This window comes from Streptomyces sp. NPDC046335 (assembly GCF_055587985.1).
On record NZ_JBVJFF010000006.1, the window covers coordinates 367,912 to 393,683 of the forward strand.

General features: G+C 73.0%; 26 protein-coding genes and 1 pseudogene. 14 read left to right on the plus strand and 13 right to left on the minus strand.

The window, feature by feature from the left end; translation table 11 throughout:
* Window positions 1-6: 6 nt before the first annotated feature.
* Both ACZ6JY_RS17125 and ACZ6JY_RS17130 read left to right on the plus strand, forming a co-directional pair.
* Window positions 7-876 (plus strand): SDR family oxidoreductase, encoded by an 870-nt coding sequence (locus ACZ6JY_RS17125; RefSeq protein WP_469196777.1) that lies wholly within the window; start codon window positions 7-9, stop codon window positions 874-876.
* A gap of 78 nt (window positions 877-954) precedes the next feature.
* Window positions 955-2,283 carry an APC family permease gene (locus ACZ6JY_RS17130; RefSeq protein ID WP_469196779.1) on the plus strand — a complete coding sequence of 443 codons (1,329 nt, stop codon included), beginning with the start codon at window positions 955-957 and terminating at the stop codon, window positions 2,281-2,283.
* Window positions 2,284-2,292: 9 nt separating this feature from the next.
* On the opposite strand, the gene ACZ6JY_RS17135 is transcribed toward ACZ6JY_RS17130, so the two are convergent.
* Genes ACZ6JY_RS17135 through ACZ6JY_RS17145 form a run of 3 tightly spaced genes read right to left on the minus strand, consistent with a single transcriptional unit; the run spans window position 2,293 to window position 3,754 of the window.
* Window positions 2,293-2,667, minus strand: a complete 375-nt coding sequence (locus tag ACZ6JY_RS17135) for a peptidoglycan-binding domain-containing protein (protein WP_469196781.1) — start codon at window positions 2,665-2,667, stop codon at window positions 2,293-2,295.
* A 41-nt stretch (window positions 2,668-2,708) separates the two neighbouring features.
* The gene (locus ACZ6JY_RS17140) at window positions 2,709-3,176 is read right to left on the minus strand and encodes a hypothetical protein (RefSeq protein ID WP_469196782.1); all 468 of its coding nucleotides are present in this window, start codon (window positions 3,174-3,176) and stop codon (window positions 2,709-2,711) included.
* Between the two features lie 59 nt (window positions 3,177-3,235).
* Entirely contained in the window at window positions 3,236-3,754 is a 519-nt protein-coding gene (locus ACZ6JY_RS17145) for a hypothetical protein (RefSeq protein WP_469196784.1), read from the minus strand.
* 225 nt (window positions 3,755-3,979) lie between these two features.
* Between ACZ6JY_RS17145 and ACZ6JY_RS17150 the strand changes: the two genes are divergently transcribed.
* From ACZ6JY_RS17150 to ACZ6JY_RS17160, 3 genes and pseudogenes are all read left to right on the plus strand, one after another.
* The gene (locus tag ACZ6JY_RS17150; RefSeq protein WP_469196786.1) at window positions 3,980-4,939 is read left to right on the plus strand and encodes a helix-turn-helix transcriptional regulator; all 960 of its coding nucleotides are present in this window, start codon (window positions 3,980-3,982) and stop codon (window positions 4,937-4,939) included.
* Between the two features lie 46 nt (window positions 4,940-4,985).
* Window positions 4,986-5,678 (plus strand): annotated as a pseudogene (locus ACZ6JY_RS17155) (dioxygenase family protein); the annotation flags it as partial.
* Between the two features lie 101 nt (window positions 5,679-5,779).
* A complete protein-coding gene (locus ACZ6JY_RS17160; protein WP_469196788.1) occupies window positions 5,780-7,294 on the plus strand; it encodes an FG-GAP-like repeat-containing protein in 1,515 nt (504 codons plus the stop codon).
* 58 nt (window positions 7,295-7,352) lie between these two features.
* Here ACZ6JY_RS17160 and ACZ6JY_RS17165 read toward each other — a convergent pair whose 3' ends face one another.
* Both ACZ6JY_RS17165 and ACZ6JY_RS17170 read right to left on the minus strand, forming a co-directional pair.
* Window positions 7,353-8,306 carry a GNAT family N-acetyltransferase gene (locus ACZ6JY_RS17165; RefSeq protein WP_469196790.1) on the minus strand — a complete coding sequence of 318 codons (954 nt, stop codon included), beginning with the start codon at window positions 8,304-8,306 and terminating at the stop codon, window positions 7,353-7,355.
* A gap of 68 nt (window positions 8,307-8,374) precedes the next feature.
* Window positions 8,375-9,028: a TetR/AcrR family transcriptional regulator gene (locus ACZ6JY_RS17170; protein ID WP_469196791.1), complete on the minus strand. Its 654-nt coding sequence runs from the start codon at window positions 9,026-9,028 to the stop codon at window positions 8,375-8,377.
* A gap of 113 nt (window positions 9,029-9,141) precedes the next feature.
* On the opposite strand from ACZ6JY_RS17170, the gene ACZ6JY_RS17175 reads away from it, so the two are divergent.
* A complete protein-coding gene (locus ACZ6JY_RS17175) occupies window positions 9,142-10,665 on the plus strand; it encodes a serine hydrolase domain-containing protein (protein WP_469196792.1) in 1,524 nt (507 codons plus the stop codon).
* Here the strand turns inward: ACZ6JY_RS17175 and ACZ6JY_RS17180 are convergent.
* A complete protein-coding gene (locus tag ACZ6JY_RS17180) occupies window positions 10,662-11,078 on the minus strand; it encodes an ATP-binding protein (protein WP_469196793.1) in 417 nt (138 codons plus the stop codon). The two genes, ACZ6JY_RS17175 and ACZ6JY_RS17180, sit on opposite strands and share 4 nt — an antisense overlap.
* Window positions 11,079-11,384: 306 nt before the next feature.
* On the opposite strand from ACZ6JY_RS17180, the gene ACZ6JY_RS17185 reads away from it, so the two are divergent.
* From ACZ6JY_RS17185 to ACZ6JY_RS17205, 5 genes are all read left to right on the plus strand, one after another.
* Window positions 11,385-12,560, plus strand: coding sequence for an alpha-hydroxy-acid oxidizing protein (locus ACZ6JY_RS17185; protein ID WP_469196794.1), 1,176 nt, complete (start codon window positions 11,385-11,387; stop codon window positions 12,558-12,560).
* A gap of 88 nt (window positions 12,561-12,648) precedes the next feature.
* Window positions 12,649-14,169, plus strand: coding sequence for an MFS transporter (locus tag ACZ6JY_RS17190; protein WP_469196795.1), 1,521 nt, complete (start codon window positions 12,649-12,651; stop codon window positions 14,167-14,169).
* A 180-nt stretch (window positions 14,170-14,349) separates the two neighbouring features.
* Entirely contained in the window at window positions 14,350-15,651 is a 1,302-nt protein-coding gene (locus ACZ6JY_RS17195) for a ricin-type beta-trefoil lectin domain protein (protein ID WP_469196796.1), read from the plus strand.
* A gap of 103 nt (window positions 15,652-15,754) precedes the next feature.
* The gene (locus ACZ6JY_RS17200) at window positions 15,755-16,237 is read left to right on the plus strand and encodes an Lrp/AsnC family transcriptional regulator (RefSeq protein WP_469196797.1); all 483 of its coding nucleotides are present in this window, start codon (window positions 15,755-15,757) and stop codon (window positions 16,235-16,237) included.
* A gap of 44 nt (window positions 16,238-16,281) precedes the next feature.
* Window positions 16,282-16,956, plus strand: a complete 675-nt coding sequence (locus tag ACZ6JY_RS17205; RefSeq protein WP_469196798.1) for an HAD family hydrolase — start codon at window positions 16,282-16,284, stop codon at window positions 16,954-16,956.
* Window positions 16,957-17,046: 90 nt separating this feature from the next.
* Here ACZ6JY_RS17205 and ACZ6JY_RS17210 read toward each other — a convergent pair whose 3' ends face one another.
* Window positions 17,047-18,072: an asparaginase gene (locus ACZ6JY_RS17210; protein ID WP_469196799.1), complete on the minus strand. Its 1,026-nt coding sequence runs from the start codon at window positions 18,070-18,072 to the stop codon at window positions 17,047-17,049.
* A gap of 153 nt (window positions 18,073-18,225) precedes the next feature.
* On the opposite strand from ACZ6JY_RS17210, the gene ACZ6JY_RS17215 reads away from it, so the two are divergent.
* Entirely contained in the window at window positions 18,226-18,708 is a 483-nt protein-coding gene (locus ACZ6JY_RS17215; protein ID WP_469196800.1) for an Lrp/AsnC family transcriptional regulator, read from the plus strand.
* Window positions 18,709-18,861: 153 nt separating this feature from the next.
* A complete protein-coding gene (locus ACZ6JY_RS17220) occupies window positions 18,862-19,911 on the plus strand; it encodes a chitinase (RefSeq protein ID WP_469196801.1) in 1,050 nt (349 codons plus the stop codon).
* Here the strand turns inward: ACZ6JY_RS17220 and ACZ6JY_RS17225 are convergent.
* The 5 genes from ACZ6JY_RS17225 to ACZ6JY_RS17245 all read right to left on the minus strand — a co-directional run bounded on the left by ACZ6JY_RS17225 (window position 19,895) and on the right by ACZ6JY_RS17245 (window position 24,286).
* On the minus strand, window positions 19,895-20,758 hold the full coding sequence (locus ACZ6JY_RS17225; RefSeq protein ID WP_469196802.1) for a lysophospholipid acyltransferase family protein: 864 nt from the start codon (window positions 20,756-20,758) through the stop codon (window positions 19,895-19,897). The genes ACZ6JY_RS17220 and ACZ6JY_RS17225 overlap by 17 nt on opposite strands.
* A gap of 8 nt (window positions 20,759-20,766) precedes the next feature.
* Window positions 20,767-21,516, minus strand: coding sequence for a GNAT family N-acetyltransferase (locus ACZ6JY_RS17230; protein WP_469196803.1), 750 nt, complete (start codon window positions 21,514-21,516; stop codon window positions 20,767-20,769).
* 704 nt (window positions 21,517-22,220) lie between these two features.
* On the minus strand, window positions 22,221-22,781 hold the full coding sequence (locus tag ACZ6JY_RS17235) for a YbaK/EbsC family protein (protein WP_469196804.1): 561 nt from the start codon (window positions 22,779-22,781) through the stop codon (window positions 22,221-22,223).
* Window positions 22,782-22,800: 19 nt separating this feature from the next.
* A complete protein-coding gene (locus ACZ6JY_RS17240) occupies window positions 22,801-23,385 on the minus strand; it encodes a helix-turn-helix domain-containing protein (RefSeq protein ID WP_469196805.1) in 585 nt (194 codons plus the stop codon).
* Between the two features lie 163 nt (window positions 23,386-23,548).
* The gene (locus ACZ6JY_RS17245; protein WP_469196806.1) at window positions 23,549-24,286 is read right to left on the minus strand and encodes an acyltransferase; all 738 of its coding nucleotides are present in this window, start codon (window positions 24,284-24,286) and stop codon (window positions 23,549-23,551) included.
* A 134-nt stretch (window positions 24,287-24,420) separates the two neighbouring features.
* On the opposite strand from ACZ6JY_RS17245, the gene ACZ6JY_RS17250 reads away from it, so the two are divergent.
* Complete coding sequence (locus tag ACZ6JY_RS17250) at window positions 24,421-24,954, plus strand: gamma carbonic anhydrase family protein (protein WP_469196807.1); 534 nt, start codon at window positions 24,421-24,423, stop codon at window positions 24,952-24,954.
* A gap of 1 nt (window position 24,955) precedes the next feature.
* Here ACZ6JY_RS17250 and ACZ6JY_RS17255 read toward each other — a convergent pair whose 3' ends face one another.
* A complete protein-coding gene (locus ACZ6JY_RS17255) occupies window positions 24,956-25,645 on the minus strand; it encodes a DedA family protein (protein WP_469196808.1) in 690 nt (229 codons plus the stop codon).
* Between the last annotated feature and the right edge of the window lie 127 nt (window positions 25,646-25,772).

Genomic DNA, 25,772 nt, shown 5'->3' on the forward strand with positions numbered 1-25,772 from the left:
GTGCCCGTGACCTACCGACAGCACGTCCTGCGCGGCCGTACGGCCGTGGTGACCGGCGCCGCGCGCGGTATCGGCGAGGCCGTCGCCACGGAGCTGGCCGCGCGCGGCGCGAAAGTGGCGCTCCTCGGCCTGGAGGAGCGGGGGCTCGCCCGGGTGGCCGCCGCGCTGCCGACGGCATCGGGGCACTGGCACGTGGACGTCACCGACGACGCGGCGATGGCTCGCGTGGCGCGGGAGGTGCGCGGCCGGCTCGGCCCCGCCTCGGTCGTCGTGGCGAACGCCGGGGTGGCCGAGGGCGGCCCGTTCGTCGACTCCGACCCCGCGACCTGGCGGCGGGTCATCGAGGTGAACCTCGTGGGCAGCGCGATCACCGCCCGCACCTTCCTGCCCCAGCTCCTGCACACCCGCGGGCACTACCTCCAGATCGCCTCGCTGGCGTCGATCGGCGCCGCCCCGATGATGAGCGCGTACTGCGCGTCGAAGGCGGGCGCGGAGTCCCTCGCCCACGGCCTGCGCGCGGAACTCGACCCGCTGGGGGTCGCCGTGGGCATCGCCTACCTGAACTGGATCGACACGGACATGATCCGTGACGCCGACCAGTACCCCGTACTGCGTGAACTGCGGGCGCACATGCCGCCGCCGGCCCGCAGGATCTACCCCGCAGCGCCGGTGGCCCGCCGCCTCGTGCGCGCGATCGAGCGGCGGGAGACCAGCGTGTACGTGCCGGGATGGCTGCGGGGCGTGCAGGCGGTGCGGGCCGCCCTGCCGGGGCTCGTGACCCGATTCGCCCGGCAGGAGCTGACGCGCTCGGAGTTCTCGTCGACGGGCCTGCTCGGCGCGGGCGGGCGCGCGGCGGCGGCCAGGGGCCACGTGTAGAGCCGTGCGCCTCGCGGATGTGCGGGCGTCCGGGGGACGTACTGCCTGGTGGGCGGCTCCGCGGGTATACGGCCCTGAGTGAGAACTTCCGGCACCGCATCACAGACGTCAGACGCTCCGACGCCGCTCAAGAAGGCCCTGACCACCCCTCTCCTGTACTTCTTCATCCTCGGGGACGTGCTCGGCGCGGGCGTGTACGTCCTGGTGGGCCAGGTGGCCGCCGACTCCGGCGGCGCCGTCTGGGTGCCCCTGGTCGTGGCGCTCTGCCTGGCGCTCCTGACGGCCACCTCGTACGCCGAACTGGTCACCAAGTACCCGCGCGCGGGCGGCGCCTCGCACTACGCCACGCTGGCGTACGGGCCCTTCGCCGGCTTCCTCGCGGGGTTCTGCATGCTCGCGGCGGGGATCGTGTCGGTCGCCGCGCTGGCCCGCGGGTTCGGCGGCGACTACCTGTCCGAGTTCGTGACGCTCCCCGTCGTGCTCGTCACGGTCGTCTTCCTCGCCGCGCTCGCGCTCCTGAACGCCCGCGGCATCCGCGAGTCGACGCGGGCCAACGTCGTGGCCACGGTCATCGAGGTGAGCGGTCTCGTGATCGTGGTCGGGCTCGGCCTGTGGATCGTGCTGCGCGGCGACGGCGACGTGGGCAGGCTGGCGCAGCTCGGGACGGCGAGCCACGGCCCCGCGGCGGCCGTGCTGACCGGCGCGGTGCTCGCCTACTACTCCTTCGTCGGTTTCGAGACGTCCGTCAACGTGGCCGAGGAGACCCGCGACCCGCGCCGCTCGTACCCGCGGGCCCTGTTCGGCGCGCTGGTCACCGCGGGCGCGGTGTACGCCCTGGTCGGAGCCGCCGCCGCGGCGGCCGTACCGACCAGGACACTGGCCGACTCCAGCGGGCCGCTGCTCGAAGTCGTCAAGGAGGCGGGCGGCGTCCCCACCGAGCTGTTCAGCGCCATCGCCCTGGTGGCGGTGGCCAACGGCGCCCTGCTCACCGGCATCATGTCGTCCCGCCTCGCCTACGGCATGGCACGCGACGGGCTGCTGCCGTCCTTCCTGACCAAGGTGCTGCCCGGCAGGCGCACGCCCTGGGCCTCGATCGCCGCGACCACGGCACTGGCCCTGCTGCTCGCGCTGACCGGTGACGTGGCCACGCTCGCCTCGACCCTGGTGCTCCTGCTGCTGGTGGTCTTCTTCCTCGTCAACACCTCGGTGCTGGTGCTGCGCCGCCGCGACACCGCGGCCCGCGACCACTTCCGGGCGCCGCTCGTGGTGCCGTTTCTCGGCGCGGTCTCCTGCGTGGTGCTCGCGACGCAGGTCGAGCGCGAGGTGTGGCTGCGGGGCCTGGCCGTGCTCGCGGTGGGCGCGGTGTGCGGCGCCGTCGCCGCGGTACGGCTGCGGCGCGGCGACTGAGGCCGTGCGCTACGGGTGCAGGGCCGCCCACGTGTTGGGGCCCACGAAGCCGTCCGCGCTCAGGCCGACGCTCTGCTGGAAGTTCTTGACCGCGGCCAGCGTGGCGTCGCCGAAGATCTTGTCCTGGGCGACGCTCTTGTAGCCGTAGACCCTGTTCAGGATGCACTGGAGATGGCCCACGGCGTCGTTGGCGTGGCCCTTGCCGAGTTCCGGGTGGTCGCCGGTGTAGGGGCAGTAGCGCCACTCGCCGTTGGTGGCCTGCCTGGTCCCGACGTCGGTGCCCGCCCCGGCGCTGGCGACGGCCGGTCCCGCGATCAGCGCACAGCCGAGCAGCGCGGCGGCGATCGTACGGGTGCGGAGGGCTCTGCTGGGTCGCGAAGTCACGGTGGTCTCCCGAACTGTGGTGGGTACGTGGGATGTACGGATCAGACCCAGGGGCAGCGGGGCAGCCCGGGGTAGGGGTGCTTCTGGGTCTGCACGACCTTGGCGGGCACCATGCCCCAGCCCTTGATCCCGGGGAGGCTCACCACCTCGTCGCCCTGGGTGTAGTACCAGACCTTGTTGCCGTCGGGCGCGGCGTCGCCCAGCGTCCAGCACACGAACCAGCTCGGGGAGAGCTTCAGGCGGCCGGTGACCGGCGCGTTGAACGCGGGGCGGCCGAAGGCGTCGGAGGCCAGGTTGTCGCAGTACAGGTCGAGGCTGAAGGCGTTGCCGAGGGTGTCCCTGTGCGGCTGGTTCTGCCGCAGTGAGCAGGTGGGCGACGTGTCGGCGGGACCGGCCGCGGGTGCCGGGCTCGCCTGGGCGGCGGGGGCCGCCGCCGCTGACAGGGCCAGGCAGAGGGCGGCGCCCGCGAGGGCCGTGCGGCGCTTGCCGGGCGTGGAGGGTCGGCTCATGCGCGTACTCCTGTTGGCTCGGGCGGGGGCGAGGGGCGGTGCGGGAGCGAGGGGCGGTGTCATGACCAGGTGCACTGCTTCAGGCCCGGGACGGGGTGCGTCGGCGAGGAGAGTTCGGCGGCGGGGAGGTAGCCCCAGCCCTTCGCCGTCCTGGCGCCGGAGACCGTGTCGCCCTGGGTGTAGTACCAGATGTCGCCGCCCTGGTAGGGGCTGCCGCGCTTCCAGCAGACGAACCAGCTCGGCGAGAAGGCGATCTGGCCGTTCACCGTGGAGTCGGTGGTGGACTGCACGCGGATCGAACCGGTGTTGTGCGCGCACACCACGTCACCGAGGAAGTGCATGCCGGTCCAGTCGGTGTGCCTGGCTTCGGCCCGCGTCTGGCAGGCCGCGGCGGCGCCGGCCGAGGCCGAAGCGGTGCTCTGCGAGGCCGGTGACACGGTCAGGACGGCGGCGCTGACGGCGGCGAACGCCAGGGCGGCCCGCCCGCCCCTCCCCCGGTTCCCGCCGCGGCCGAGGCGTGGGCGCCCGGCGTCCGGTTCGTTCCCTTCGCGCTGTGGTGCGAGCTGTCTCACGGCCATGTCGGCTGTCTCCCGGCAGTTCACTCCGCGTGGATGGGCCATGGGGGGCGCTCTCGGCGGCCGCCCCGGCCCGCTGACGATCCGATGGTGCCGCCGGGCCCTGACGCGTGTCTGACACGCCCTCTCCCCCGCACGGGCCGCGCGTGCCATGGTGTTCGGTCGACCGGTACTGGTCCGGACCAAGGCCTCCACGGCCTCCACGGCTTCGGGACAAGGAGCGTACGCATGCGCGGCACAACGGTTCTGCCCGGCGAGGGAAACAACGGAGAACCGTCCGGCGACGGCATGCCGACGCACCGCCTGGAGGTGCCGATGCCCAACGCGCTGCCGTTCGCCATCGGCAGCTTCGACACCATGGGGCCGATGTCGCGGGCGGCCTTCCCCCACCGGCACACCTTCCACGAGATCGTGCACGTCACCGGCGGCACCGGCAGGCACGTGGTGGACCTGGACGGCTACCCGCTGCGCCCGCCCCACCTGTGCTTCATCGCCCCCGGCCAGGTCCACCACTGGGAGGACGCCGCCGGTCTCGAGGGCCGCGTCATCCTCTTCACCGACGACTTCCTCCTCGACCACCCCGCCGACCGGGACCTCCTGCGGGGGCTCGGCCGGCGTGCCACGCTCGCGCTGCCCGACGAGGCCGCGGAGTCGACCGCGCGGCTCGTCGCCGACCTGGACGGCGAGTACCGTTCGGGCGCCACGGGTTTCCACAGCGTGCTGCGGTCGCTGCTGCACATCCTGGTGGTACGGGCCGCGCGACTGCCCTCGGGCAGGACCGCCGCCGCACCGCCCGCGCCGCCGCGGTCGCGGCCGGGTTCGGTGGCCGCGGAGTTCATGGCGCTGCTCGGCGGCCCCGAGGGGACCTCGCACTCGGTGCGGACGGGCGCGGAGCGGCTCGGCGTCTCCGTCGGCTATCTGAGCGAGGCGGTGAAGACCTCCACCGGCCGTACGCCCGGGGAGCTCATCCGGCAGGCCAGGGTGCACGAGGCCAAACGGCTGCTGCTGCACACGGAGTTGTCGGTGCGTCAGGTAGCGGCGCGGGCCGGGTTCGGCGATCCGGCCTACTTCTGCCGCTTCTTCCGCCGCGAGACCGGGACGAGCCCGGGGGACTTCCGGCGTGGCACCGGCGATATTCACCACGACCACCGGCTCCAGTCCATCGCCCGGCCCGCCGCCTCGGCATAGCTTCTTAGCCGATCCGGAACCACCCCCACCCCCCTCAGGAGGAGCGATGGACGACGAGACCGGCAGCGGAGCCGGAGATGACGCCCGCGGCGCGGGCGGCGAGAACGGGCCGCGGCGCGGCCGGGGACCGAGCCGCAAGACGGTGCTCAGAGCCGCCGCCGCGGCAGGCATGGCCCTGCCGGTGGCGGGCCTCATGGGCGTCCCGGCCCTCGCGCGGACGGCGGGCGAGCGGGGCGAGGCCCCGGCGCTGACCCCGACCTGTGACGACGGCGACGACCCGACACCCCCGCAGATGGAGGGCCCGTACTTCAAGCCCAACTCCCCGCGGCGCACCTCGCTCGTCCAGCAGGGCACGCCGGGGGTGCGGCTCACCGTCACCGGTTACGTCTTCGGGCGGGCCTGCCGCCCCATACGCCAGGTCTTGCTGGACTTCTGGCAGGCCGACACCTACGGCACGTACGACAACGTCGGGTTCCGCTTCCGCGGGCACCAGTTCACCGACGCCAACGGCGCGTTCAGGCTCACCACGGTCGTGCCGGGCCTGTACCCCGGGCGGACCCGGCACCTGCACGTCAAGGTGCAGGCCCCGGGCCGTCCGGTCCTCACGACGCAGCTCTACTTCCCCGGCGAGCCGCGCAACAACACCGACCCGCTCTTCGACCCCCGGCTGCTGATGAACGTCCGTACCGTCGGAAACGCGAAGGAGGCGGACTTCGACTTCGTCCTGAACGTGCCGCAGTAGCGGCGCCGCGACCGGGGCGGCGTACAACCTTCGGCGGCGGCCACCGGTCAACTCTCGGCAGGCCGCTCAGCGGAACTCTACCGAGGGAAGTACGCCGTATGTCGCGCACCAGCCGCACAGCCCGTCTCACCATGCCGGTGATCGCCGCCTCCCTGCTGGTGGGCGGGGGCCTCTCGGCCCTCGCCCTCGGGCAGGGCACCGCCCACGCCGCCGCTCCGGCCGCCGACACCCCGCGCGCGGCCGCCGCCGGCGCGGCGGACGACTTCAACGGCGACGGCTACGGCGATCTCGTCGTCGGCGCGCCGGGCGGCACCGTCTCGGGGCAGGCCAAGGCCGGGTACGTGGTGGTGACGTACGGCTGGAAGAACGGTCTCGACCCCGCCGACAAGAAGGTCATCAGCCGCTCCACCACAGGTGTGCCCGGCGCGGCCACCGCGAAGCAGGCCTTCGGCTCCACCTTCACCAAGGGCGACCTCGACGGCGACGGCTACGCGGACCTGGTCATAGGCGCCGACGGCAAGGGCGCGAGCGCGGGCGCGGTGATCCTCTGGGGTTCACCGTCGGGCCTGACCGGCGGCACCAGGATCGCCGACCACGGCTTCGCGCCGCAGGCCGGCGACTTCGACGGGGACGGCAGGACCGACCTCGCCCTGTTCTCCGGGGCGGGCTCGTACGGCGACGACCCGGTCGACCAGAAGGCCCGCCTCTGGAAGGGCCCGGTCAAGCGGACCGGCACCCCCGCCAGGACCCTCGACTTCATGGACAAGTCGCAGTGGTGGAGCTACGACAGCGACGAGCGCCCCAACCCGGTCTGCGCGGAGAAGCCCGAGACCTGTGTGGACGGCCCGCTCTCCGTGAAGGGCCCGGTGGTCCCCCAGGCCGTCGGTGACATCAACGGCGACGGCCGCTCCGACATCGCCATGAACGACTACGAGGGCGACGGCGAGTGGGGCAACAGCGTGCTGTACGGCAGCCCCACCGGGTTCGAGCGGGGCGCGGCGCCGGGCGCCCGCGGCGCGCTGGGCGTGGGTGACGTGAACGGCGACGACCACGACGACCTGGTCGTCGGCGACAGCCGGTACGAGACGAAGGCCGTGGTCGCCTTCGGTTCGGCGGACGGCCTCACGGACGAGACGCAGAAGTTCGACCAGGACCTGCCCGGCGTGCCCGGTGCCGAGGAGGACGGCGACCGCTTCGGCAGCTCGGTCGCCGTCGGGGACGTGACGGGCGACGGTTACGCGGACATCGCGCTCGGCGTGAGCGGTGAGGACGTCAAGGCGGTCGCCGACGCGGGCGCGGTCGTCCTCGTGCGCGGCGGCGAGAACGGCGTCACCGGGACCGGCGCGCAGGCGTTCCACCAGGACACGGCGGGCGTTCCCGGAGTGGCGGAGGCCGACGACGCGTTCGGTGCGGCCGTGGCGCTGACCGACGTCACGGGTGACGGCCGCGCCGACCTCGCCGCGTCCTCCGTGCGGGAGAACGCCGGGGCGGGCGCCCTGTGGTCGCTGCGCGGCACGGCCACGGGCCTGACCGCCACCGGCTCCGTGGCGTTCGGCCCCAAGGACGTCGCGGCCCCGAACACGGCGGCGCTCTTCGGCACCGCGCTGCGCTGACCGCTCGACACCCGCACGGCCCGCGTCCCACCCCCGTGGGGACGCGGGCCGTGCGTCGTCACACCGTACGAACCAGTTCCCAGGTGTCGACGGCGTGGTCGAGCGCCATGCCGTGCCGCTCGTACAGGGCGAGCGCCCCGCTGCTGTTGTCGGTGTCCACGCCGAGGCCTATCCGGTCGCGGCCCAGCGCCGCGTAGTGCCCGAAGGCGTGGCGCAGGAGGTGGCTGCCAAGGCCTTGGCCGCGGGCCTTGTCGAGGACGCCGACGTTGCCTATCCAGCCCATCGAGGGGCGGTTGTCGTGGGTGCGCAGCACGGCGGCGTCACCGAGGCCGTCGACGTGGGCGATCCACACCAGTGACCAGTCGGCGCGCCCGGCGTCGATGTCGTCCAGCCACTGCCGGTAGGTGCGCGGCTGGAAGTCGAAGTGCTCGGCGAAGCTCTCCTGGATCAGGGCGTGGGCGCGCCGCCGGTCGTCCTCGGCCAGGCAGTTCCGCAGCGTGACGCCGGGCGGTGCCGCGGGCGTCCGGTCGGTCTCCGGGTCGATGGGGCGGGCCATCACGTGGTAGCGCCGTACGGGTCGCCAGCCCCGCGCACGCAGTGCGGGCAGGTCCATGGTGGGCGTGGTGTTGAGGTGCAGATGCACCACGGCGCGCGCGGCGCCGTTGCCCGCCGCGCGCTCGGCGGCACGGTCCTCGACCAGGTCGAAGAGGTGCAGGGCTCCGTCGAGCCGCCCGGGCAGGACGTAGTGATCGATGTCGATCCGCTCGCCGTGCGATTCGTCCCACAGCAGGGCGTACCCGATCAGCCGCCCGTCTTCGGTGAGCAGCCAGGAGTCGCGCTCCAGGTCCACCTCGGGGTGGTTGAGGTCGGCGAGCACCTCGGCCGGCTCGGTGTCGGCACGGCCGGTCTCCAGCAGGTCGACTTCGTTGAGCAGCGCGCACACCGCGTCCGCGTCGTCGAGCGTGGCCGCCCGGACGGTCAGGCCGGCCGGCGGTGTGGGAGACGTGGTCATGCGCCCCACTCTCGGGGGCGAAGCGGCTTGCCCACAACGGAATTTCGGGGCGGCGGGGCCCGGTTCCGTCACGTCGTGGGCCGCTCCCCCGGCTCTCGGCGTCGCAGCGCGCAGGCGCCGGTGAAGACGCCGGCCAGGTGGTCGGCGAGGGCGGCGAGGGCCGCCGCGGGCGGCAGGCCGTCCGGGTCGGCGAAGAGATGGGCCGTCAGCCCTTCCGCGTACGCGGCGATCCGGGCGGCCTCGGCGTGCTCGTCGGTCCCGGCGGCGACCTCTCCGCACTCCTTGGCGTTCACCAGCGCCTGGGCGAGGTGGGCGCGGGTGCGCCGCAGGGCGGCGACCTTCAGTTCCCCGAGGCGTGGGTCGTCGGCCGCGCGGCCGGTGAAGGCGAGCGCGACGTGCCAGTCCCTGCGCCGCTCGGCGTCCAGCGGCATACCCTCGGCCAGCGCGTCGAGGACGATGTGCTCGATCCGCGTCCCCACGACCTCGGCGCGTCCGATCAGATCCGTCACCCGCCGCTCGAAGCGCTCCAGGACGTGGCCGTACGCGAACAGCAGCATCTCGTCCTTGCTGCGGAAATAGTGCTGGACGAGCCCCACGGAGATCCCGGCCTCCGCGGCGGTCCTGGCGACCGTCACCGCGCCGAGGCCGTCGGCGGCGATGAGCCGCCCCACCGCCGCGGCCACCTGCTGACGGCGTTCTTCGTGATCGGCGACGCGTGGCATGGGTCAACCATACCGACGTACGGTAACGTCATAACCGTATAGCCATACGGTTATGGAGACAGGGGTGGGTCATGGGCGGGCCGGGAGCGGAACTCAGAGGCGAGGCGCGACGGTTGGGCGCCGCGTTAGCGGTGGCCGCGGTCCTCGTCACGGCGGGTTCGAGCCACGTCGGCGCCACCGCGGCGGCCGGGCCTCGCGACCGGTCGCGCGAGGTCATGGAACGCGTCGACGCCTACGCCGACGAGCAGCGTGGGCGGGCCCGGATACCCGGCATGGCACTCGCGGTCGTCAAGGACGGCGAGGTCGTCCACCGGTTGCTGCGGGGCAAGGACGGCAACGGTGACGCGGTCACGCGCCGGACGCCGTTCCTCATCGGCTCGCTGTCCAAGCCGGTCACGGCGACCGCGGTGACGCACCTGGCCGAGGCTGGCTCCGTCGAGCTGGACAGGCCCGTGCGCCGCTACCTGCCCTGGTTCCGCCCCTCGGGCCCGGGAGCGGCAAGCATGACGGTGCGTCACCTACTGAACCAGAGCAGCGGACTGACCGAACGGGACGGGCTCGTGAACGCCGACCGGTTCGACAACGCGCCGGGCGGGGTCGAGCGGGTGGCCCGGGTCCGCACGGTGACCCCGCCGGGTGAGCGCCACGAGTACAGCAACGCCAACTACATGCTCCTCGGCGCACTGGTGGAGCGCGTCACCGGGCGGCCCTACGGGGCGTGGCTGCGGCAGGAGATCCTGCGGCCGCTGGGCATGGACCGCGCGATCATCGACGACCACGACGCCGCCCGGCGGCATCTCGCCCCGGGGCACCGGTACTTCTTCCAGCACCCCCGGCCGTTCGACTCCCCCTTCGACTCCTCCGGCGTGCCGTACGGCTATGTCGGCGCCGACATCGACGACCTGTCCCGCTTCGCACTCACCCAGCTCGGCGGCGGAGGCCCCGCCGCGCGCGCCGTCGTCTCCCCCGCCGGGCTGCGGCGGATGCACACCGGCACCATCCCGGCGGGCACGTCCCACCGCTACGGGTTCGGCTGGCGCGACGACACCTTCGACGACCTGGGGGAGCGCGTCGTGTGGCACAGCGGGGCGACCCCCGGCTACCACGGCACCGTGGCGCTCGCCCCCGACCGCGGCCTCGCGGTCGTCGTACAGCACAACGCCTACCACCCGCTGCGGGACGAGCAGCTCAACTCCACCGCCTTCGGGGCCCTGCGCATCCTGCTCGGCGGCGAACCCCGGCCGGCCGCCGCCGACCCGATGCTCGGCACCATGCCGGCCGTCGTCGCCGCGGCCGTCGTCCTGGTCTCGGCGGCTCTCGGCTGGTCGCTGCTGCGGCTGGTACGGCCGGGCGGCGCCGCCGCGCGCGGGAGGCGCCGCGTTCTCGTCGGCGGAGCCGTCGCCGTCACCGGCCCGTCGCTCCTGGCCTACCTGGCCGTCCTCGTACTGCCCCGGCGGGCCACGGGCGTGGACCTGGCGCAGATCCTGCTGTTCGTCCCGGACGTGGGACGCCTGCTGGTCGTCCTCGCCGTGCTCTGCGGGGTGCAGGCCCTGGCGCGCGCCGTCATCGCCGTACGGGCCCTGCGGTCCGCACCGAACGGCACGCGCTCACGTACGTCGGATACTGCTGCCCCTTAGGCCAGTACGGCCCGGACCTTCTTCCCTCCGCGTTCCATCCGTACGACGTCCACTCGGTGGGCCAGTTCGCGGACCATGGCCAGGCCTCGGCCGTTCTCCCGCTCGGTGCTCGCCCTGCGGGCCCGGGGGCGGACGGGGCTCGCGTCGTGGACCTCCACGGTCACTCGGCCGCCGGAGACCTCGATGCGCAGGCGGCAGCCGCCGCGTGCGTGCTCGACCGCGTTGGACACGAGCTCGGAGACGACCAGAGTGGCGTCGTCCACCCGCTCGGCGGTCACCTCTGTCTTGCGGCGGTGCGGCCTGACGAGGAAAGCGGAGGTCAGCTTCCGTGCCCGGCCCGCCGAAGCGGCCTCCTGCGGCAGTGCGTACTCAACTCCTGCGGTGGCCCTACGGGCGCGCTGGTGCGCACGCATGGCGGATCACTTCCCCTCCCTGTGACAAAACCGGTGACCGCCGCGGTCGAGGTCCGGGATCGCGGCGCGTCCTGTGCGGCCGGCGGGATCGTGCTGGGCGGCGCCGGTCCTGCCTCTCGGTAATGCCCCCGTCCGCTGATCGCCAATCCGGCTGTGCGGCACGCCTCACCGCACGTCGTGGCGCGGCCCGTCGGAGGTCCGCGGACATTGACCTTGACATCAGGTTCACCCGACACTGCGCGTGCCACGCGCCGCCGGCGGCAGCCCGTTCGTCCGACCCGCCCAGGAGCCCAGGAAAGGCCGCCCATGAATGCGACACCCCGCCCGTTCAAGGACTACCAGGACGAGATCTACCTCAACGGTCTGGGCGGCGTGGTCCCCGCCTTCCCCATGACCTACGCCGACCTGGAGTCCCGCGCGCAGGCCGCGCTGCCGCCCTCGGTCCTCTCCTACGTCGCGGGCGGCGCGGGGGACGAGCGGACGCAGAACGCCAACGTCACCGCCTTCGAGCGGTGGGGGCTCATTCCCCGCATGTTCGTCGGCGCCGCCGAGCGCGACCTGTCCGTCGACCTGTTCGGGATGACGCTTCCCTCCCCCCTGTTCATGGCTCCCATAGGCGTCCTCGGCATCTGCGGGCAGGACGGGCACGGCGATCTGGCGACCGCGCGGGCGGCGGCGCGCACCGGCGTTCCGATGATCGCCTCGACGCTGTCCGCCGACCCGATGGAGTCGGTGGCCGCGGAGTTCGGGGACACCCCCGGCTTCTTCCAGCTCTACACGCCCACCGACCGCGCGCTCGCCGAGAGCCTGGTGCGCCGGGCCGAGAAGTCCGGGTTCAAGGCGATCGTCGTCACCATGGACACCTGGATCACCGGCTGGCGCCCCCGTGACCTGAGCACCTCCAACTTCCCCCAGCTCCGCGGCCACTGCCTCGCCAACTACACCTCCGACCCGGTCTTCCGCGCCCAGCTCCCCGCCGACCCCGAGCAGGACATGCGGTCCGCCGTCCTGACGTGGGTACAGCTCTTCGGCAACCCCCTGACGTGGGACGACCTGCCGTGGCTGCGCTCCCTGACCTCGCTGCCGCTGATCGTGAAGGGCCTGTGCCACCCCGAGGACGTCCGCCGCGCCAGGGACGGCGGTGTGGACGGCGTCTACTGCTCCAACCACGGCGGCCGCCAGGCCAATGGCGGACTGCCCGCGCTCGACATGCTCCCCGAGGTCGTCGAGGCCGCTGACGGACTGCCCGTCCTCTTCGACTCGGGTGTCCGCAGCGGCGCGGACATCGTCAAGGCGATCGCGCTCGGGGCGAGCGCCGTCGGGGTGGGCCGCCCGTACGCGTACGGGCTGGGCATCGGCGGGGCGGACGGCGTCACGCACGTCCTGCGCTCGCTGCTCGCCGAGGCCGATCTGCTCATGGCCGTCGACGGCTACCCGACGCTGGCGGACCTGACACCGGAGGCGCTGCGGCGCGTTCTCTGACCTCCGGCCCCGTCCAAGGTCGATTGTTGGACACTCGCACGTTCCACGTGAGACATTGATGTCTCATTCGAACTTGGAGCGTCACACCATGTCCCCGCAGCGTGATCCACGGCGCTGGGCCGTCCTCGCGATCCTCTCCGGCAGCCTGCTGCTGATCGCCATGGACACCACGATCCTGAACGTCGCCTTCCCGTCCCTCGTCGCCGATCTGCGGCCCAGCTCCGTGCAGCAGCTCTGGATCGTCGACGTCTACGCCCTCGTACTGTCCGGCCTGCTGGTCACCGCGGGCGCCCTCGGCGACCGGTTCGGCCGCAAGCGGCTGCTGCTCGCCGGCTTCGGCGTCTTCGCCCTCGCCTCGCTGGCCGCCGTCTTCGCGACCGCCGCCTGGCAGGTCATCGCCGCCCGCGCGCTGCTCGGCGCGGGCGGTGCGGCGATCATGCCCGCGACCCTGTCGATCCTGCGGGCGGTCTTCACCGACGCCCGTGAGCGCGCCCTCGCGTACGCGGTCTGGTCGGCCGTCTTCGGCGGCGGCATGGCGCTCGGCCCGGTCGTCGGCGGCCTCCTCGTGGAGCACGACGGGTGGCACTCGGCGTTCCTCGTCAACATCCCGGTGGCGCTGGTGATCATCGCGCTCGGCCTCTGGGTCCTGCCCGAGTCCCGGCAGCCGCGGGAGGGCCGCTGGGACTGGTGGGGCGTCGGCCAGTCCGTCGTCGGCATGCTCGCGCTGGCCGGCGGCGTCAAGCAGTTCGGCAAGGGCGGGCCCGCCGACCCCGTGGCCTGGGCGCTCCTCGTGGTCGCCGCGGTCGCGCTCACGGTCTTCGTCCGCCGCCAGCTCCGCCTCGCGAACCCGCTGCTGCGGGTACGCCTCTTCGCCTCCCGCCCGTTCGCCATCGCGGCGGCCTCGATCTTCCTCGGCATGATCGCGCTGGGCTCGGCCCTGTTCCTGATCACCCAGTGGTTCCAGTACGGGCAGGGCTACTCCCCGCTGGAGGCGGGCATCCGGCTGCTGCCCGCGCCGCTCGGCCTGGTCATGACCTCCCTCGTGACGCCGGTCCTGATGCACCGGCTGCCGATCCGCCACGTCATGGGCGGCGGCCTGCTCCTGATGACGGCGGGCCTCGCCCTGCCCTGGTTCCTCCAGCTCTCCGGACCGCTCGGCTACGGCGGGGTCGCCGTCGCGCTCGCCGTGCTGGGCTGCGGTGTCGGCATCGCGACGACCGCCGCCTCCGTGACGCTGATGGCCGCCACCCCCGCCGAGGACGTCAGCGGCGCCGCAGCCGTCGAGGAGACCTGCTACGAACTGGGCGCCGCCATGGGCGTGGCCGTCCTCGGCAGCGTCGCCACGGCGCTGTACCGCGTGAACCTGCCCGAGCTCGGGCTCGGCGGTGACACCTCGGCGGCCGTGGGCGACTCGATCGGCGAGGCCGCGCGGGTGGCCTCGGAGCTGACCGGACCGGCCGGCGCCGAGCTGCTCACGCGGGCCGCCGGGGCGTTCACCGACGGGATGACGCCCACCTTCCTGATGGCGGCCGCCCTTCCGCTGGCCGCCGCCGCGCTCACCTGGGCGAAGATCCCCAAGGGGCTGCGGCCCACGGAGGACGCGCACTGAGGAAGGGGGCTGGGGCGACTGCCTCGCCCCGCCGGTTCGCGCTCCGCGCCGTCGGTCTCCGCCCCAACCGGCTACATGCGCCCCGTAGTTCACGTCTATCATCTGCTCGGCTCCGGGCGCTCGCCCCCAACGGCGCGCCCGGAGCCGGCAGACGCTCCACAGCGAGAGGACAACGGGGACTTGAGTTCCACACGCAAGCGCGTCGCACGCAAACGCCGCATAGCCATGGCCGCGGTGGGCGCCGCGGCGGCCGTCGTGGCCGGGCTACAGCTTTCGCCCGCCGCGTTCGGCACCGACGACAAGCCCGCGGGAGCCACGCCCCCACCGGCGGCCCCCGCGGCCCAGGCGGACTTCGGCGCCTCCAAGGCGGACGGGACGACGTTCAAGGACGGCGTCATGTCCCTGGGCCAGGCGCCCGCCGCCTCCGCCAGGCGTGCGGCGGCCGCCGCGCCGCACGGCGATGGCTGGAAGTCGGGCGGGCCCGGCAAGCTGCTCGGCACCGGCTACACCATCAAGTTCTACGACACCAAGGCCGTCGACTGGCTGGCCCCCTACGTCAAGAGGTCGGCCGCCGACCTGCGGCGCGTCACCAACCTGCCGATCACCGTCGACACCGAACCGGTCGGCTGGGACTACACCAGGCCCAAGGGCGAAGTCGTCATCGGCCTGCTGCACCACCCCTGCGTCCCGCCCGCCGACGGCGGCAGCACGGGCTGGAAGGTCGTCCGTGACGGCTCCGGCGTCAAGAGCCTGAGCTGCGGCTTCTACTCGTCCTCCGTCGCCGGGACCGCGACCAGCGGCCACGCGTACATCGACGACGAGTTCTTCACCGCGGACGGCAAGCCGTCGCCCGCCAAGGGCGGCGAAACGTACCTGCGCAACCACATCAGCCACGAGCTCGGCCACACGATGGGCCTCACCCACGCCAACCGCAGCGCGGCGCGCGGCGACTGCGTCAAGGGCACCGACTCCGGCCAGACCCCGGTGATGTGCACGCCCGTCAACGCCTACCAGGACAAGCGCGCGGGCACCTACGTCCAGCAGTACGACATGCAGGGCCTTCGGCACCTCGCCCGCGGCGGCGGTGCCGCGCTGCCTCCGCAGGGTAAGGTCACCGGCATCGGCGGCAAGTGCCTGGACGTCAAGGGCGGCAAGGCCGCCAACGGCACGCAGATCCAGCTCTACACCTGCAACAAGGGTCCCGGGCAGTCGTGGATCGTGCAGAAGGACGGCGCCATCCGCTCGCTGGGCAAGTGCCTGACCAATCACGGCAACGCGAGCACCAACGGCAACAGGATCACCCTCTCCGACTGCACCGGCGGCGCCTCGCAGCGCTGGTCGGTGAATGCCAGGGGACAGATCGCGCACGTCGCGTCCGGCAAGGTCCTCGACGTGACGGGCGGCTCCACCGCCAACAGCACCAAGGTCCAGCTCTGGACGGCCAACACGTACAAGCGGCAGATCTGGGTCACGCCCAAGTAGCGGACACCCCGCGCCGCCGCGGACGCCCGGCGGCGCGGCGCCTTCGGGCGGGCGGCTAGAGTCACCGCCAGCGACCCCGTCCCACCTGGGAGAACCTGGCACCATGGCCGTCGACGAACTCGACACCCGCATCCTGCGGCTGCTCCTCGAACAGCCCCGCACCAGCCTGCGCGAGTACGCACGCCTGCTGGGCATCGCCCGCGGCACCCTCCAGGCCAGGATCGACCGCCTGGAGCGGGACGGCGTGATCACCGGCACCGGCCCCTTCCTCTCCCCCGCCGCGCTCGGCCACCCGGTGCTCGCCTTCGTCCACATCGAGGTCACGCAGGGGCACTTGGACGAGGTGGGCGACGCGCTGGCCGCCGTGCCCGAGATCATCGAGGCGCACTCGATCACCGGCGGCGGCGACCTCCTCACCCGCGTCGTGGCACGGGACAACGGCCATCTGGAAGACGTCGTCCAGCGGCTGATCCAACTGCCGGGCGTGGTGCGCACGCGGACGGAGATGGCGCTGCGCGAGCGGGTGCCGCACCGGCTGCTTCCACTGGTCGAGTCGGTCGGCGGGGCGGCCTCCGGCGGGCGCTGACCCTCGGTCAGCTGCCCGACCTGCGCCTTTGGCATCCTTGGGGCATGAGCACCTTCGGCACCACCGCGGTCATCTTCGATCTCGACGGCACCCTCGTGGACAGCGAGCCCAACTATTACGAGGCGTCACGGGCCTTGCTCGGCGAGCACTCCGGCCGCGAGTACACATGGGCCGACAACGAGCGCTACGTCGGCATCAGCTCCCACGAGACGCTGGCGCAATGGAGGACCGAGTACGGGATAGCGGCCACGGTGGCCGAACTCCTCGCCGACCTCGACCGCCGCTATCTGGCGCTGGCCCGCGCCGGGACGCCCGTATACGCGGAGATGCGGAAGCTGGTGGAGCACCTGCACGACGCGAAGGTGCCGATGGCCGTGGCGTCCGGTTCCTCACGGGCGGCCATCGCGGCGATCCTCGCCGGTACGGGGCTCGACGCCTGGCTGACCACGTTCGTCTCGGCCGAGGAGGTGGAGCGCGGCAAGCCGGCGCCCGACGTGTTCCTCGCCGCGGCCCAGCTGCTCGGCGTGGCCCCGTCCGACTGCGTGGTCTTCGAGGACGCGGCACCGGGCGCCGCGGCGGCCCACGCGGCGGGCATGCGCTGCGTCGCGATCCCCTACGTGGCGGCGCACGCGGCGGCCCCCTCCTTCACGCAGGCGGCCCTCCTGTTCCCGGGCGGCCACGCCGAGTTCACGGCGGAGGCGGCGCTGAAGGCCCTTTAGGGCCTTCAGGGCCTTCAGGGGCGCGGGGAACCGCGCGACCAGCCACGACGGCCCCGCGGCGGCATACGGCGGCACACGGCAGCACACGGCTCAGGCGGCAGCCCGGTCGACGGCGGCGGGCGCCTCGTCACCGGCGAGAATCCGCCGCAGCTCAGCCGTGCGCTCCGCCGCGTCGCCCCCGGCGAGCAACGCCGCGAGGAGCGCGGTGCGCGCCTGGCCCGCGCGGAGGGTGCCGGTGAGGTTGGCCCCGGCGGCGGCCAGGTCGACGGCTCCGCCGTGGGTGTAGATCTCGGTGACCGGGCCCGCCTGGACGCGGGTGGTGAGGGCCACGAGGACCCCCTGGTCGACGGCGTCGGCGACGGCGGCCACGAATTCCGGGGTCGCGTTGCCCGCGCCGGTGGCGACGAGGACGACGCCCTGGGCGCCCGCCCTGACCGCCGTCTCCAGGAGCAGCGGGTCGGCGTCGACGTGGTGCATGACCATGTCTATGCGGGGCAGCGACGCCCCGCGGTCGGGCAGCGGCAGGGGCGCGGGGCGCTCGGGGCGGTGCAGTACCGACACCTTGCCGAAGCCGACCTTGCCCACGCGCGGCCCCGAGGGGTCGGCGAAGGCGTCGGCGGCGACGGTCTGCGTCTTGACGGTGCCGCGCGCGGCGTGCACCTTGCCGTCGAAGACCACGAGTACGCCCAGGTCACGGACTGTCGCGGCGGTGAGCAGCGCGTCGTACAGATTGCCGGGCCCGTCGCCGTCGGTGGCGCCGAGCGGCTTCTGGGCGCCGGTGAATACGACCGAGCGAGAGTCGTGGTGGTACAGGTCGAGCAGGAAGGCGGTCTCCTCCAGGGTGTCCGTGCCGTGGGTGACGACGACGCCGTCGACACCGGGGTCGGCGAGCACCTCGTGCACGGTGCGCAGCAGGGTGAGCTGCTGCGCGGAGGTCAGACGCGGGCTGTTCACGTTGAACAGGTCGATGACCTCGGAGGTTATGCCCTGGGGTATCGAGGCGGTGGCGAGCACCTCGCTGCCGGGGGCGTCGGCGGCGAAGCCGGTGCCCTGCCAGCGGCTGGCGATGGTGCCGCCGGTGCTGATGACGACGATCCGTCGCTCCTGCGCTTCCACGTCTGCGTACCTCCCTGGGGACCACGAGGACCGTCAGCCCCCGCACGGTGGGCACAGCGGTGGGCAGCCTCAGAGCAACGATAGATCGAACACAGCGCAATGTGCTTGCTGATATCCACCGCCCACGCAACACACAGGGTGGATAATCGCGCCATGGACGACATCGACCGCAATATCTTGCGCGAGCTTCAGAGCGACGGCCGTCTGACCAATCAGGAGCTGGCCCAGCGCGTCGGCCTCAGCGCGTCGCCGTGCATGCGGCGGGTGCGCCAACTGGAGCTGGACGGTGTGATCCAGGGCTACCGCGCGATCGTCGACCCGGCGGCCGTCGGCCGCGGCTTCGAAGTGCTCGTCTCCATCGAGGTCCGGCGGGACCGCGAGACGGTCGAGGCGTTCGAGGCGGCGCTCCAGGACATTCCGGACGTCATCGAGGCGTACCGCCTGTTCGGCAGCCCCGGCTGCCTGCTGCGCATCGCCGTCGCGGACCTGGCCGCGTACGAACGGCTCTGGATCGAACGGCTCACGGCGCTCGCGGGCGTCACGGAGGTCAACTCGCAGATCATCATGAAGCGGATCAAGGAGCCGGAGGGCCTGCCGGTGGACGCCGCGCCGCCGCGGAGCGGCGGGAGCCGATGACCGGCCTCCGGCGGCTTTGACGCCCAGACCTGGTCCAGACCTATTGACGACTGGTCTGGACCTGCCTAGCGTGACGCCTCGCACCCGCACGTCTCCTCGCGAACCCTTCGAACCCCTCGAACCCTTCGAACCCTTCGAACCAGGGAGCACAGCGTGTTCGGTCGGACGTTACGCCTGCTGGGGTCGGCCGTCGCGCTGGCCTGTGTCGCACAACTACCTGCCGCCGCGGCGGCCCCCGCCGCCCCGCGGGCCGAGACCTGCGCGGTGAAGTCGAAGCCCGCGGGGAAGGTGCTCCAGGGTTACTGGGAAAACTGGGACGGCGCGTCCAACGGCGTGCACCCGCCGTTCGGCTGGACGCCGATCACCGACTCCCGCATCCGCGAGCACGGCTACAACGTGATCAACGCCGCCTTCCCCGTGATCCGTTCGGACGGCACCGTCCTGTGGGAGGACGGCATGGACTCGACGGTGAAGGTCGCGACGCCCGCCGAGATGTGCCAGGCCAAGGCGGACGGCGCCACCATCCTGATGTCCATCGGCGGCGCGACGGCCGGCATCGACCTGAACTCCAGCAAGGTCGCCGACCGCTTCGTCGAGACGATCGTGCCGATCCTGAAGAAGTACAACTTCGACGGCATCGACATCGACATCGAGACCGGCCTCGTGGGCAGCGGCAACATCAAGCAGCTCTCCCCCTCGCAGTCCAACCTCATCCGCATCATCGACGGCGTGCTCGACCGGATGCCGTCGAACTTCGGCCTCACCATGGCACCCGAGACGGCGTACGTGACCGGGGGCAGCGTCGTCTACGGCTCGATCTGGGGCGCGTACCTCCCCGTCATCAAGAAGTACGCGGACAACGGCCGCCTGTGGTGGCTGAACATGCAGTACTACAACGGCAGCATGTACGGCTGCTCCGGCGACTCCTACGCCGCCGGAACCGTCCAGGGCTTCACCAAGCAGACCGACTGCCTCGACAAGGGCCTGGTCATCCAGGGCACCACCATCAAGGTCCCCTACGACAAGCAGGTCCCCGGCCTCCCGGCCCAGCCGGGCGCGGGCGGCGGATACATGGCCCCGAGCCTGGTCACCCAGGCCTGGAACACCTACAACGGCGCCCTGAAGGGCCTGATGACGTGGTCCATCAACTGGGACGGGTCGAAGGGATGGACGTTCGGCGACAACTTCAAGCGGCTGCGGTAGCGGGGTCGGGCGCGGATACGAATGCGGAGACGGGTGCGGGTGCGGGTCTGGACACGGGTGCGGGTGCGGGGCACAGCGTCACGGCCCGCCGCGCGGCGTCGGCCAGCGCCCGTCTGTCCGTGCCCCGCAGCGGGGCGTGCGCCGTGACGCGTGCGGTCAGGCCCTTCGTGGCGGCCACCCGGCGCAGCGAGGCGGTGAAGTCCTCCTCGCCGAGGAAGGCGGCGGCCGTGCTGGGGGCGCCGCCCTGCCGGTAGGCGACCGTCACCGGCCGTACGGGCGCGCCCGCGTCGGCGGCCGCCTGGAACGCGGCCCGCCGGAAGCGCCCGCCCGCCTCGGAACACCAGGTCGTCGCCTGGGGAAAGACGACGACCGAGGTGCCACCACGCAGTTCGTCCGCCAACTCATCAACGACACCGGGTAGTTGGCGCGGACTGCCGTCGCGGTCGATGAATCGGGTCCCCGCTCGCCGGGCCAGGGGCCCGATCACCGGCCAGCGGCCCACCTCCCGCTTCGCGAGGACGACGACCGGTTCGACGGCGAGCAGGGCGACGACGTCGAGCCAGGAGACGTGGTTGGCCACGACGAGCGTGCCCGCGCCCGCCCCGTCCGGCGCGCTGAGCCGCCCCGGCGGCCCCGCTTCGAGCCCGACCCCGAGCGCCGCGAGTACCGCTCGGGCCTCCCCGCGCAGGGTGGCGGGTTCGGCGAGCCGGCCGCCGCGCGCGGTGGCGCGGGTCAGGATGTACGTCAACGCCGCGTAACGCCGGGCGAGTTCGGCCGGCGACACGCGCGACTCGGGTTCGGTGACGCAGCTCGCGGGGCAGCCGCGTTCGACCGCCCAAGGGCTCATGGGACTCATCACGCGTCCTCGCCCAGGAAGTACCTGCGGTGCCGGGCGCTGAGGCGCTCCATGTCCAGGAGTACGAAGAAGTCGGCGACGTCGAACTCCGGGTCGTGCGCGGGGGCTCCGCACAGCCACGCGCCGAGGCGGAGGTAGCCGCGGAGCAGGGGCGGCAGGTCGGTGTAGGTGGGGCGTTCGGGGGCCGGGGCCGTGGGGGTCCAGGGGTTGCGGGGGTGCACGCGCAGTTCGGGCGGCGAGGCGTGCTTGCCGGTGCCGAGCAGCCAGGCGCCGGCCGCGGCCCGGCCGCCGTCGGCCAGGGGCACGGAGGCGCAGCCGGCCAGGTACCGGTGACCGGAGAGGAGGACGTAGCGGGCGAGGGCGGACCACATGAGGTTGATGACGGCGCCGGAGCGGTGGTCGGGGTGCACGCAGGAACGGCCCGCCTCGACCAGGGAGGGACGCAGTTCCGCGAGGGCGCGCAGGTCGAACTCGCCGTCGGAGTAGGACAGCGGGGTGCGGCCGGGCGGCAGCAGCCGGTAGGTCCCGACGACCTCGCCGGTCGAGGTGTCGGTGACGATGAGGTGGTCGGCGAGGTCGTCGTGGGCGTCGATGTCGTGGCCGGGCAGCGGCGTGCTGAGCGCCGCTCCCATCTCCTCACCGAACACCTGGTACCGCAGCCGCTGGGCGGCCCTGATCTGCTGGGTGGTGTCCGCGATGGAGATGACGTAGGAGCCGGCAGCCGTCGAGACGAGCGAGGTCGAGGGCATGACACTTCCGTTTCTCGGGTCTGGGGGGGGACGTGGGGTGCGGGGTGCTGGGGCGCTGCGCTTCAGGTTGAGATCCGCCCGGCGGACGTACACGCCGCGGTTCGGGGAGAGGTCGCGGGTGTGGCGGGGAGAGTCGGTGGGGCCGGGACATGAGCCCCGGACTGCGGTCACGTTCAGCACGGTGGCGGTGCCGCCTGAACTCCGCGCCTCGGACGCACGTCAACCACGCGTCCGTCGCACGTCGGAAACGGGGCGGGCCGGGGCCTGGGGGCCATGGGACCGTCTGTGCGGGGCGGCCGAGGCTTGGGGCCCATGGGACCGCCCGTGCGGGGCGGCCGAAGCCTGGGGCCCATGGAACCGCCCGTGCGGGGCGAGGCGGGCGCGGCCGGAGGGGCCGCCCGTGCGGGGCGGGACGCGCGCGGCCGGAGGGGCCGCCCGCGCGGGGCGAGGCGGACCCTCAGCCGTGAAACCACCCGCGCCCGCGTCGGACGAGGCGAGCTCCCGGCCGGTGAAACCACGCCGAACGAGGCGGACCCGCGGCCGGTCAAACCGCCCGGGCCGGAGCTGCGGGAGCGACACCCCTCGCTGATCCCCTGCGCCATCAGCGGCCCGGGGCCGGGCGCATCGCGGGGCGCTGGACGCGGTCGTCTCCGTACGCTTCGCGGAACTCCGCAGCGACGAGGCTGCCAGCGGACGGGCCGCGCTCAGGCGGTGGTGCCGAGGCCCTCGACCACCTCCGCGTTCGGCAGCCCGGCGAAGACCTTGCCCGGCACGATCAGCTTGCCGCGCCGGGCGCCACTGCCGATGAGGACGTACGGCAGGTCGACGACGGCGGCGTCGACGAGGAGCGGCCAGGCCTCGGGCAGCCCGATCGGCGTGATACCGCCGTACTCCATGCCCGTCTCGCCGGTCGCCGTGTCCATGGGCGCGAACGAGGCCTTGCGCGCGCCGAGCCGGCGGCGGACGACGCCGTTCACGTCCACGCGGGTGCCGGAGAGGACGACGCACGCGGCGAGCGTGGTCTCACCGCCCCGCTTGCCCGCGACGACGACGCAGTTCGCGGACTGGTCGTGCAGTTCGGTCCCGTAGTGCTCCAGGAAGGTGGCGGTGTCGGCCCACCGAGGGTCGGTGTCCACGTGGACCAGCTCGTCGGCCGGGACGGCCCCGCTCCAGCCGCGTACGGCCTCCGCGACGGGCGCCACCAGCAGGTCGAGGGCCTCCGGGGCGGGACGGACGATGTCGAAGTCACCGAGGGGAGCGCGCATGGCGGCACGCTAACAGCCCTCAGCGCGAGGCGGTCCGCGCGGGCGGCACCGAGACCGCCATGGTCATGTCGATCGGCTCGGCACCGTTGTTGCGGTAGCCGTGCGGCACGTCGGCCTCGAACGTGGCGGCCGTCCCCGCCGCGAGGACATGCTCGACGCCGTCCACGAGCAGCGTCAGCTCGCCCCGCGTCACGTGCAGGAGCTCGACGGTGCCCGGCGGATGCGCGTCGGAGTCGCTGCCCTCGCCCGGCAGCAGGTGATAGGACCACAGCTCGAAGGGGCCCCGCGCCTCGGCGCCCACCAGGAGCGTGCTGCTGCTGCCCGCCTCCGTGGACCACATGCGTACCGCCTGCTCCGGTGGCACCAGCCGGACGTGGGAGCCTTGTTCGTAGTCGAGGAGCGTGGTGATGCTGACGCCGAGCGCGTCCGCGAGCTTGACCGTGATGCCGACGCTGGGGTTCGTCCTGGCCTGCTCGATCTGGATGATCATGCCGCGGCTGACGCCCGCCCTGGCCGCGAGGGCGTCGAGGGTGAGGGCCCGCTCGGTGCGCCGGCGCTTGAGGTTGCGCGCGAGCGACTGGGTGAGCTGGTCGAGGTCCGACACGTTCCGTCCAAAATGTGGGCCTGGATGGTTCACCACACTGTACTGCGGGGCCTCGTCACGCCCCACGGGGACGACACCGGCGCACCCCGCGGGCCGACGGCTGCGGGGACGGCTCCGGCACACCCCACGGGAACAGACCCGTCACCCCCCCCCCGGGCACCGCTCAGTCGTCCGACAGTTCTCCCAGGGCGACGAGCTGTTCCGGCGTGATGCCCTCGGGGATCGGCACCGGCGCCGGGGTCCGCAGCGGCGGCTGCCAGCCCTGCTCCGCGGTCCAGGCGCGGACGACACGGGCGGGCGCCCCCGCCACCACCGCGTGGTCGGGCACCTCGCCCCGCACCACCGCGCCCGCGGCGACCACGACGTTACGGCCGATCCTGGCGCCCGGCAGGATCACCGCGCCCGTGCCGACCCAGCAGCCGGGGCCGATCTCCACCGGATCCATGCGCGGCCACTGCTTGCCGATGGGGGTGTGCGGATCGTCGTAGGAGTGGTTGGTGGACGTCACGTAGACGTACGGGCCGAAGTAGCAGTCGTCCCCGATGGTGACCGTGGTGTCGGCGATGACGTGGCTGCCGCGGCCCAGTACGACGCCGTTGCCGACGCGGAGGATCGGGTCGGGGCCGAGGTCCAGGTCCGGCATCATCCCGGCGGTCAGCGTGACGTGCTCCCCCACGATGCAGTGGTCGCCCAGCCTGATCCACGGCTCCCCGAAGACCGTGCCCTGCGGGAAGGCCAGCTTCGTGCCCTCGCCGATCGCGCCGAACCGCAGCCGCCCGGGATGCGCGGCGGTGACCGCGCCCGTCCGCTGCGCCCACGCCCAGCCCGTGTGGACCGCGCGCTGCGCGAGACGGCGCGGCACCGCAGCGAGGGATGAGAACGTGTTCCTGTTCTTCGGCACGCGCTCACGTTACTCAGTGACCCGGCGCCCCGGGCACCCCTGACCTGTGATCTTCACCCCACACGGCCGTGCCCGCCCCGGCGTCCCGTACCGTGCGCTCAGGCGTGACGACGTACCGAAGAGGGAGACATCCGATGGGCCACGAGGCACTCATCACCGGCATCGGCGGCAAGGACCCGAAGATCGACCCGGACGCCTTCACCGCCCCGACGTCCGTCGTGCTCGGCGAGGTGACGCTGCGCGCCGGGGCGAGCGCCTGGTACGGCGCGGTGCTGCGCGCCGACGGCGGGCCCATCGTCGTGGGCGCCGACAGCAACATCCAGGACAACTGCAGCCTCCACGTCGACCTGGGCTTCCCCATCACCATCGGCGAGCGCGTCTCGGTCGGGCACAACGCCGTGCTGCACGGCTGCACGGTCGAGGACGACTGCCTCATCGGCATGGGCGCCACCGTGCTCAACGGCGCGGTGATCGGCGCGGGGTCGCTGGTCGCGGCCCAGGCGCTGGTGCCGCAGGGCATGGTGGTGCCCCCGGGCTCGCTCGTCGCGGGCGTGCCCGCCAAGGTGCGCAGGCCGCTCACCGACGAGGAGCGCGAGGGCATCTCCTACAACGGCACGATGTACGTCGAACTGGCCAAGGCGCACCGGGCGGCGCACGCCGGGGAGTGACTCAGTCGACGGCCGGCACCGGCTGCCGCTGCGGCTCGGCGACGGAACCGCCCGCGGTTCCCGCGGTCTCCGTGGCCTCCGCCTCGGCGGCGGCCTTCTTCGCCCGGCGCTTGACGAAGAGCATCGAGCCGACGCCGATCAGTACGGCGATGGCGAGCCCGAAGTAGGAGAAGCGCTTCAGCCAGTCCTCGGCGACCACGCCGATGTAGTAGATGACCGCGGTGGTGCCGCCCGCCCAGACGATGCCGCCGAGGACGTTGGCGATGAGGAACTTCCAGTACGGCATGCGCAGGACGCCCGCGAGCGGCCCGGCGAAGATGCGGAGCAGGGCGACGAAGCGGCCGAAGAAGACCGCCCACATGCCCCACTTCTGGAAGGACCGCTCGGCGCTGCCGACGTTGGCGGCGCTGAAGTGCTTGGGGAACTTCCGCTCCAGCCAGGCGAGGAGCGGACGGCCGCCCTTGCGCCCGATCGCGTATCCGATGGAGTCGCCGATGATGGCGCCCGCGGTGGCGCAGATGCCCAGGATCACCGGGTTGAGGTCACCGTGCTGGGAGGAGAGGAGCGCCGCGGAGACCAGGACGATCTCGCCGGGCAGCGGGATGCCCAGGCTCTCCAGGCCGATGACGATTCCCACCAGCGCGTAGATGCTGACGGCTGGTACCTGCTCCAGCCACTCCTGGACGTGCAACGCCGGTTCCTCCCGTACGAAATGCCTGTGCGCGGACGCCGGGCAGCCTACCTGGACGAATCGACCACCATGGAACGCCGAAGTCCGGAACGCGAAGGCGTCCCGGGCTCCGGAGCCGTTCTCCCCC

Excerpts from the sequence above, each read along its gene's own strand:
- ACZ6JY_RS17140 (WP_469196782.1), bottom strand. The coding sequence starts at position 3,176 with ATGAGCCGACCCTCCACGCCCGGCAAGCGCCGCACGGCCCTCGCGGGC.
- ACZ6JY_RS17145 (WP_469196784.1), bottom strand. The coding sequence starts at position 3,754 with ATGGCCGTGAGACAGCTCGCACCACAGCGCGAAGGGAACGAACCGGAC.
- ACZ6JY_RS17200 (WP_469196797.1), top strand. The coding sequence starts at position 15,755 with ATGGCCGTCGACGAACTCGACACCCGCATCCTGCGGCTGCTCCTCGAA.
- ACZ6JY_RS17225 (WP_469196802.1), bottom strand. The coding sequence starts at position 20,758 with ATGAGCCCTTGGGCGGTCGAACGCGGCTGCCCCGCGAGCTGCGTCACC.
- ACZ6JY_RS17180 (WP_469196793.1), bottom strand. The coding sequence starts at position 11,078 with ATGCGTGCGCACCAGCGCGCCCGTAGGGCCACCGCAGGAGTTGAGTAC.
- ACZ6JY_RS17170 (WP_469196791.1), bottom strand. The coding sequence starts at position 9,028 with ATGCCACGCGTCGCCGATCACGAAGAACGCCGTCAGCAGGTGGCCGCG.
- ACZ6JY_RS17160 (WP_469196788.1), top strand. The coding sequence starts at position 5,780 with ATGTCGCGCACCAGCCGCACAGCCCGTCTCACCATGCCGGTGATCGCC.
- ACZ6JY_RS17235 (WP_469196804.1), bottom strand. The coding sequence starts at position 22,781 with ATGCGCGCTCCCCTCGGTGACTTCGACATCGTCCGTCCCGCCCCGGAG.
- ACZ6JY_RS17190 (WP_469196795.1), top strand. The coding sequence starts at position 12,649 with ATGTCCCCGCAGCGTGATCCACGGCGCTGGGCCGTCCTCGCGATCCTC.
- ACZ6JY_RS17230 (WP_469196803.1), bottom strand. The coding sequence starts at position 21,516 with ATGCCCTCGACCTCGCTCGTCTCGACGGCTGCCGGCTCCTACGTCATC.
- ACZ6JY_RS17150 (WP_469196786.1), top strand. The coding sequence starts at position 3,980 with ATGCGCGGCACAACGGTTCTGCCCGGCGAGGGAAACAACGGAGAACCG.
- ACZ6JY_RS17215 (WP_469196800.1), top strand. The coding sequence starts at position 18,226 with ATGGACGACATCGACCGCAATATCTTGCGCGAGCTTCAGAGCGACGGC.
- ACZ6JY_RS17205 (WP_469196798.1), top strand. The coding sequence starts at position 16,282 with ATGAGCACCTTCGGCACCACCGCGGTCATCTTCGATCTCGACGGCACC.
- ACZ6JY_RS17165 (WP_469196790.1), bottom strand. The coding sequence starts at position 8,306 with ATGACCACGTCTCCCACACCGCCGGCCGGCCTGACCGTCCGGGCGGCC.
- ACZ6JY_RS17250 (WP_469196807.1), top strand. The coding sequence starts at position 24,421 with ATGGGCCACGAGGCACTCATCACCGGCATCGGCGGCAAGGACCCGAAG.
- ACZ6JY_RS17185 (WP_469196794.1), top strand. The coding sequence starts at position 11,385 with ATGAATGCGACACCCCGCCCGTTCAAGGACTACCAGGACGAGATCTAC.